The following is an 8,059-nucleotide window of genomic DNA, read 5'->3' on the forward strand; positions in this document are numbered from 1 at the left end:
GTTAACCCGACAGCAGTGACCTGTTTGAGCGAGAATTACTCGTCTTCCAGTTCGATGTTGATACCCAGCGAACGAATCTCTTTCAACAGTACGTTGAAGGATTCTGGCATGCCCGGTTCCATCTGATGGTTGCCGTCTACGATGTTCTTATACATCTTAGTACGACCGTTCACGTCATCAGACTTAACGGTGAGCATTTCCTGCAAGGTGTATGCTGCGCCGTATGCTTCCAGCGCCCACACTTCCATCTCCCCGAAGCGCTGACCACCGAACTGAGCCTTACCACCCAGCGGCTGCTGAGTAACCAGGCTGTAAGAACCGGTAGAACGAGCGTGCATCTTGTCGTCGACCAGGTGGTTCAGTTTCAGCATGTACATGTAACCTACGGTTACCGGACGCTCGAACTGTTCACCGGTACGGCCGTCAAACAGCGTAATCTGGCCAGACGTTGGCAGACCACCCAGTTGCAGCAGCTCTTTAATTTCAGCTTCTTTTGCACCGTCGAATACCGGCGTTGCAATTGGCATACCTTTGCGCAGGTTCTCTGCCAGACGCAGCACTTCTTCATCGCTGAAGGTGTTCAGGTCGACTTTCTGACGAACGTCGGTACCCAGATCGTAGGCACGCTGGATGAACTCGCGCAGTTTCGCGACTTCCTGCTGCTGTTTCAGCATGGCGTTGATCTTATCACCGATACCTTTCGCAGCCATACCCAGGTGGGTTTCCAGAATCTGACCGATGTTCATACGAGACGGTACGCCCAGTGGGTTCAGTACGATATCTACCGGCGTACCGTTAGCATCGTGCGGCATATCTTCGATCGGGTTGATCTTAGAGATAACACCCTTGTTACCGTGACGACCTGCCATCTTATCACCAGGCTGGATCTGACGTTTAACAGCCAGATACACCTTAACAATCTTCAGCACGCCTGGTGCCAGATCGTCGCCCTGAGTGATTTTGCGGCGTTTCGCTTCGAGTTTTTTCTCGAACTCGTGTTTCAGTTCGTCATACTGCTCAGCCAGCTGTTCCAGCTGATTCTGTTTCTCTTCGTCGGTCAGGCCCAGTTCCAGCCAGCGATCGCGTGGCAGTTTGTCGAGCTTCTCAGCTTCAACGCCACCGGCAACCAGCACCGCATAGATACGGCTGAACAGACCTGCTTCGAGGATTTGCAGTTCTTCAGACAGGTCTTTCTTAGCCTGTTTGAGCTGCATCTCTTCGATTTCCAGCGCACGCTTATCTTTCTCAACGCCGTCACGGGTGAAGACCTGAACGTCGATAACCGTACCGGAAACACCGTTTGGTACGCGCAGAGAAGAGTCTTTAACGTCAGACGCTTTCTCACCGAAGATAGCACGCAGCAGTTTCTCTTCTGGCGTCAGCTGGGTTTCGCCTTTCGGCGTCACTTTACCAACCAGAATGTCGCCGCCGGTCACTTCCGCACCGATGTAAACAATACCGGATTCATCCAGTTTAGAGAGCGCAGCTTCACCCACGTTCGGGATGTCGGCAGTGATCTCTTCTGGCCCCAGCTTGGTGTCACGGGACACACAGGCCAGTTCCTGAATGTGGATGGTGGTGAAACGATCTTCCTGAACCACACGCTCGGAGACGAGGATGGAGTCTTCGAAGTTGTAACCGTTCCACGGCATGAACGCTACGCGCATGTTCTGACCGAGCGCCAGTTCACCGAGGTCGGTGGACGGACCGTCTGCCAGCACGTCGCCGCGCTCAACTGGCTCACCCAGAGACACACATGGCATCTGGTTGATACAGGTGTTCTGGTTAGAACGGGTGTATTTGGTCAGGTTGTAGATGTCGATACCCGCTTCGCCCGGATACATCTCGTCTTCGTTAACTTTGATAACGATACGGGATGCGTCAACGTACTGAACGGTACCGCCACGCTTAGCAACTGCTGTAACACCAGAGTCAACGGCAACAGCACGTTCCATACCGGTACCAACCAGCGGCTTATCAGCACGCAGAGTTGGAACGGCCTGACGTTGCATGTTCGCACCCATCAATGCACGGTTGGCGTCATCGTGTTCCAGGAACGGGATCAGGGACGCACCGACGGATACCACCTGCTGGGTGGATACGTCCATGTAGTCAACCTGGTCGCGGCTGAACAAGCTGGATTCGCCTTTGCTACGGCAGGTAACCAGATCTTCTACAAAGTGGCCTTCGTCATCCAGGTTGGAGTTCGCCTGAGCGATAACGTAGTTGCCTTCTTCGATAGCAGACAGGTAATGAATTTCGTCAGTAACAACACCGTCGGTCACTTTACGATACGGGGTCTCGAGGAAACCGTATTCGTTCGTCTGTGCGTACACGGACAGGGAGTTGATCAGACCGATGTTTGGACCTTCAGGCGTTTCGATTGGACATACGCGACCGTAGTGAGTCGGGTGTACGTCTCGAACTTCAAAGCCTGCGCGTTCACGGGTCAGACCGCCTGGGCCGAGTGCGGAGATACGACGTTTGTGCGTGATCTCAGACAGCGGGTTGTTCTGATCCATGAACTGAGACAGCTGGCTGGAACCGAAGAACTCTTTCACTGCCGCAGAAATCGGCTTCGCGTTAATCATATCCTGAGGCATCAGGGTATCCAGATCGCCCAGAGACAGACGCTCTTTCACCGCACGCTCTACACGTACCAGGCCAACGCGGAACTGGTTTTCCGCCATTTCGCCTACGGAACGGATACGACGGTTGCCGAGGTGGTCGATATCGTCCACTTCGCCTTTACCGTTACGGATATCGATGAGCTTCTTCATCACTTCAATGATGTCGTCTTTGCTCAGGATACCGGAACCTTCGATCTCGTCGCGCAGCAGAGAACGGTTGAACTTCATACGACCAACCGCGGACAGATCGTAGCGGTCTTCGGAGAAGAACAGGTTCTCGAACAGGCTTTCAGCCGCTTCGCGAGTTGGTGGCTCACCAGGACGCATCATGCGGTAGATTTCGACCAGCGCGCTCAGACGATCGTTGGTTGGGTCGACGCGTACAGTCTCAGAGATGTACGGACCGTGGTCCAGATCGTTGGTGAACAGCGTTTCGATACGTTTGTGGCCAGACTGGCTCAGCTTAGCCAGCAGATCCAGGCTCAGCTCCATGTTCGCCGGGCAGATCAGCTCGCCAGTTGATTCATCAACGTAATCTTTCGCGGCTACTTTTCCTGCAATGTATTCAACCGGAACTTCGATGTGTTTGATATCATCTTTTTCCAGCTGGCGGATGTGGCGCGCGGTGATACGGCGACCTTTTTCCACATACACTTTGCCGTCGGCTTCGATGTCGAACGACGCGGTCTCACCACGCAGACGTTCCGGCACCAACTCCATTTGCAACTTGTTGTCGCGGATTTCAAAGATCACTTTCTCAAAGAACAGGTCCAGGATCTGCTCAGTGGTATAGTTCAGTGCACGCAGAATGATGGTTGCAGGCAGCTTACGACGACGGTCGATACGGACAAACAGGTTGTCTTTTGGATCGAATTCGAAGTCCAGCCATGAACCACGGTAAGGAATGATGCGTGCGTTATACAGTACTTTACCGGAAGAGTGCGTTTTACCTTTATCGCTGTCGAAGAAGACGCCTGGGCTACGGTGCAGCTGGGAAACGATAACACGCTCAGTACCGTTGATAACGAAAGTACCGTTGTCCGTCATGAGTGGAATTTCACCCATGTAGACTTCTTGTTCTTTAATGTCTTTTACGGTGCCTTCCGGCGCTTCGCGCTCGTAGATCACCAGACGCAGTTTTACGCGCAGCGGTGCGGAATAGGTCACGCCACGGATCTGACATTCCTGAACGTCAAACACCGGTTCGCCAAGGCGGTAGCTGACGTACTGCAGCTCGGAATTACCGCTGTAGCTCTGAATCGGGAACACGGAACGGAAGGCTGCTTCCAGGCCGTACTGCCCTTCAGGATCTTGCTCGATAAACTTCTGGAACGAGTCAAGCTGGATAGAAAGGAGATATGGAATGTCCAGAACTTGTGGACGTTTACCAAAATCCTTACGAATACGTTTTTTCTCGGTATAGGAGTAAACCATAGGGTTCCTCAGCTCGCTGACAAGTCGACCCATCTGTCCGACGAAGGGACAGTTTGTGCAACACCATTTTGTGGACCGGAAAATTGAATACTTTCCGCAATACCTGTTGCTATCACGCTTAAACCATTTCATTGCGATTTACACAGAGCGAGCACCCTGTCGCAGTATATTAAGTCGTCGATAGAAACAAGCATTGTCAGGACAACCAGCAGTCAAACAGTGTGAAATGCTGCTGATGCCTTACAGCGCAAAAAGGCTGGTGACTAAAAAGTCACCAGCCATCAGCCTAATTACTTAGGCTGCAACCAGAAAAATTGGCTTATTTAACTTCAACTTCAGCGCCAGCTTCTTCCAGAGATTTTTTCAGTGCTTCTGCGTCGTCTTTGCTCACGCCTTCTTTCAGCGCAGCTGGAGCAGATTCTACCAGGTCTTTAGCTTCTTTCAGACCCAGGCCAGTTGCGCCACGTACTGCTTTGATTACAGCAACTTTGTTCGCGCCAGCAGCTTTCAGAATTACGTCGAATTCAGTTTTTTCTTCAGCAGCTTCAGCCGGGCCCGCAGCTACAGCTACAGCAGCAGCAGCAGAAACACCGAATTTTTCTTCCATTGCAGAAACCAGCTCTACAACGTCCATTACGGACATAGCTGCTACTGCTTCAATGATTTGATCTTTAGTGATAGACATTTAAATTGTTCCTGAAAATCAGAATAAGTTTATACGTAAGCAAATGCTTTATAAAGATAACTGCGATTAAGCAGCTTCTTTCGCATCGCGTACAGCAGCCAGAGTGCGAACCAGTTTGCCAGCCGCAGCTTCTTTCATGGTTGCCATCAGGCGTGCAATTGCTTCTTCGTAGGTCGGCAGGGTTGCCAGGCGATCGATTTGCGATGCCGGGATCAACTCACCTTCAAAGGCTGCAGCTTTGACCTCAAATTTTGCATTCGCTTTCGCGAACTCTTTGAACAGACGAGCAGCAGCGCCCGGGTGTTCCATAGAGTATGCAATCAGGGTCGGACCAACAAACGTGTCTTTCAGGCACTCGAACTGAGTACCTTCAACTACGCGACGCAGCAGGGTGTTACGAACAACACGCATGTATACGCCAGCTTCACGACCTGCTTTACGCAGTTCAGTCATTTTGTCTACAGTAACGCCACGGGAATCCGCAACTACTGCAGACAGCGCGCCTTTGGCTACTTCGCTGACTTCAGCAACAATCGCTTGTTTGTCTTGAAGATTTAAAGCCATTAGCTTTGCTCCTGGATGTTTGCCGGAACTCATGTTCCGGAACTCACTTCACTCGACCCAACGGGAAGAGCGTCTTAATACGGTGAGCAGAAACAAGCCAGAGTATTTAAAATAATCTTAGCGTTCTGTCACCGTCTACGCAGGGGATTAAGTTTCTTGCGAAACACCTGCGGTCTTCGACGGAGGCCTGGATAGGCCAGGCTCCAACGAACAATTCTTTTAGCCGCTAACTTTTGTTAGCAAACGTGGGGGTAAGATTGTAGACAAAATCACCGCCCACGTAAAGGCATTAGTTTGCAGCAGCGCTCAGGCCAGCCTGGTCAACTGCAACACCTGCACCCATGGTGGTGGAGATGCTAACTTTCTTGATGTACACGCCTTTCGCCTGAGTTGGTTTTGCTTTTTTCAGCGCAACCAGCAGAGCTTCCAGGTTTTCTTTCAGTTTGTCAGCGTCAAAGTCCACTTTACCGATGGTGGTGTGGATGATGCCGTTTTTGTCGTTACGGTAACGAACCTGACCTGCTTTAGCGTTCTTAACCGCTTCAGCAACGTTAGGCGTTACAGTACCCACTTTCGGGTTTGGCATCAGGCCGCGTGGACCCAGAACCTGGCCCAGCTGGCCAACAACGCGCATTGCATCTGGAGAAGCAATAACAACGTCAAAGTTCATTTCGCCTTTCTTGATCTGATCAGCCAGATCTTCCATACCTACCAGTTCAGCGCCGGCAGCTTTAGCAGCTTCAGCGTTTGCACCCTGAGCAAATACAGCTACGCGTACGGAACGGCCAGTACCGTGTGGCAGTACAGTTGCGCCACGAACGTTCTGATCGGATTTACGAGCGTCGATGCCCAGGTTAACGGCAACGTCAACGCTTTCAACGAACTTAGCAGTTGCCAGTTCTTTCAGCAGAGCGATAGCTTCGTTGATGTCGTACTGTTTGGTCGCATCAACTTTGTCACGGATCACGGACATGCGCTTGGTCAGTTTAGCCATTTCTTAGTCCTCCACTACCAGGCCCATGGAACGTGCAGTACCTTCGATGGAGCGAGTCATCGCTTCAATGTCGGAACCAGTCATGTCGGCAGCTTTGGTCTGCGCGATTTCCTGCAACTGAGCGCGGGAAATTTTACCCACTTTGTCTTTGTTCGGCTTACCGGAACCAGACTTGATGCCCGCTGCTTTCTTCAGCAGAACTGCTGCTGGAGGGGTTTTGGTAACGAAAGTGAAAGAACGGTCAGCGTAAACAGTGATTACAACTGGGATTGGCAGACCTTTTTCCATGGATTCAGTTTTGGCGTTGAACGCTTTACAGAATTCCATGATGTTCACACCCTGCTGACCCAGAGCTGGACCAACTGGTGGACTTGGGTTCGCCATACCTGCTGCAACCTGCAGCTTGACGTAGGCTTGTACTTTCTTAGCCATTCTAAAATCCTCTGATTGGGTAATAACGCCTCGGAGAGGCTCCCCGTGAATAAAATTCGTTTTACGGGCCGGGGCCCATAAAAACAAAAGGCGCGAAATTGTATTCCAATCTCGCGCCCTGTGCAACGATTAAATCGTCGCTTTTTTGATCGCTGCTTAGGCTTTTTCTACCTGAGCAAAGTCCAGCTCTACCGGGGTCGCACGACCAAAGATAGAAACGGAAACTTTCAGGCGGGACTTCTCGTAGTCCACTTCTTCGACGACGCCATTGAAGTCAGCAAACGGACCGTCGTTAACACGAACCATCTCACCCGGTTCAAACAGCGTTTTCGGACGCGGTTTATCACCAACCTGCTGGAGGCGGTTCATAATCGCATCAACTTCTTTGTCGCTGATTGGCGCCGGACGGTCAGATGTGCCGCCGATAAAGCCCATCACGCGTGGTACGCTGCGCACCAGGTGCCAGCTCGCGTCGTTCATCACCATCTGAACCAGCACGTAACCCGGGAAGAATTTACGCTCGCTTTTGCGACGTTGGCCGCCACGGATCTCAACCACTTCTTCGGTCGGAACCATAACTTCGCCAAATAACTCTTCCATATTGTGTAATTTGATATGCTCACGCAGCGACGTAGCTACGCGGCCTTCAAAACCGGAAAACGCCTGAACGACGTACCAGCGCTTTTTAGGGGCTTCAGACATCTCAGAACCTCAGGCCAGTGATAAAGGATACCAGGCGAACCAGAATACCATCCAGTCCCCACAGGATCAGTGACATTACAGCGGTTACCGCCGCTACAATCAGCGTGGTGTGCAATGTTTCCTGGCGAGTCGGCCAAATGACCTTGCGGACTTCGGTACGCGCTTCGCGGGCAAACGCAACGGTCGCTTTGCCTTTCGTCGTCAACAGCGCGACACCACCCGCCGCAGCAATCAGAATTACCACTGCAAGCGCGCGTAGCGGCAGCATCATGTCACGATAAAGATAGTTGCCGACAATCGCCACAATCAGCAGCACGGCTACAACTACCCATTTCATCGCTTCCAGGCCGCGCCCGCTCCCTTGAGCTTCGGTATTCGCACTCATAAACCAACCTGTCAGAAGTATTCTACAAACATTTTCACCCCGCGAGCGCGAGGCAAACCAATCGAAATGCTATTCGCTTTTCGTATTATACGCTCTCCGCAGAGCCTGTCTCAGCAATGATTATGACAAAATTAATCACTGATGAGCCAGGTTCTGATGTGAAAGCGTGCAAAAAGGGCATCAAATGATGCCCTTTTATTGCGCATTGCGTCAAATGTTATCAGCGATTAGCC

7 protein-coding genes are annotated in these 8,059 nt (G+C 51.5%); all 7 read right to left on the reverse strand.

Translation table 11 applies throughout. The features are described 5' to 3' along the window. Positions 1-35: 35 nt before the first annotated feature. The 7 genes from rpoB to secE all read right to left on the reverse strand — a co-directional run bounded on the left by rpoB (position 36) and on the right by secE (position 7,826). Positions 36-4,064 carry a DNA-directed RNA polymerase subunit beta gene (gene rpoB / locus IMQ56_RS05175; RefSeq protein WP_015569976.1) on the reverse strand — a complete coding sequence of 1,343 codons (4,029 nt, stop codon included), beginning with the start codon at positions 4,062-4,064 and terminating at the stop codon, positions 36-38. Between the two features lie 319 nt (positions 4,065-4,383). Beyond that, on the reverse strand, positions 4,384-4,749 hold the full coding sequence (rplL, locus tag IMQ56_RS05180; RefSeq protein ID WP_002445276.1) for a 50S ribosomal protein L7/L12: 366 nt from the start codon (positions 4,747-4,749) through the stop codon (positions 4,384-4,386). A 66-nt stretch (positions 4,750-4,815) separates the two neighbouring features. Then, positions 4,816-5,313 (reverse strand): 50S ribosomal protein L10, encoded by a 498-nt coding sequence (gene rplJ / locus IMQ56_RS05185; RefSeq protein ID WP_003862338.1) that lies wholly within the window; start codon positions 5,311-5,313, stop codon positions 4,816-4,818. A gap of 289 nt (positions 5,314-5,602) precedes the next feature. Then, on the reverse strand, positions 5,603-6,307 hold the full coding sequence (gene rplA / locus IMQ56_RS05190; protein WP_006810530.1) for a 50S ribosomal protein L1: 705 nt from the start codon (positions 6,305-6,307) through the stop codon (positions 5,603-5,605). A 3-nt stretch (positions 6,308-6,310) separates the two neighbouring features. Then, positions 6,311-6,739 (reverse strand): 50S ribosomal protein L11, encoded by a 429-nt coding sequence (rplK, locus tag IMQ56_RS05195; protein ID WP_003862340.1) that lies wholly within the window; start codon positions 6,737-6,739, stop codon positions 6,311-6,313. 156 nt (positions 6,740-6,895) lie between these two features. After that, positions 6,896-7,441, reverse strand: coding sequence for a transcription termination/antitermination protein NusG (nusG, locus tag IMQ56_RS05200; protein WP_003862341.1), 546 nt, complete (start codon positions 7,439-7,441; stop codon positions 6,896-6,898). A gap of 1 nt (position 7,442) precedes the next feature. After that, positions 7,443-7,826, reverse strand: a complete 384-nt coding sequence (gene secE, locus IMQ56_RS05205; protein ID WP_003862342.1) for a preprotein translocase subunit SecE — start codon at positions 7,824-7,826, stop codon at positions 7,443-7,445. Between the last annotated feature and the right edge of the window lie 233 nt (positions 7,827-8,059).

Source organism: Enterobacter sp. Res13-Sevr-PEC09-46 (assembly GCF_015672585.1).
Classification (GTDB): Bacteria; Pseudomonadota; Gammaproteobacteria; order Enterobacterales; family Enterobacteriaceae; genus Enterobacter; species Enterobacter hormaechei_C.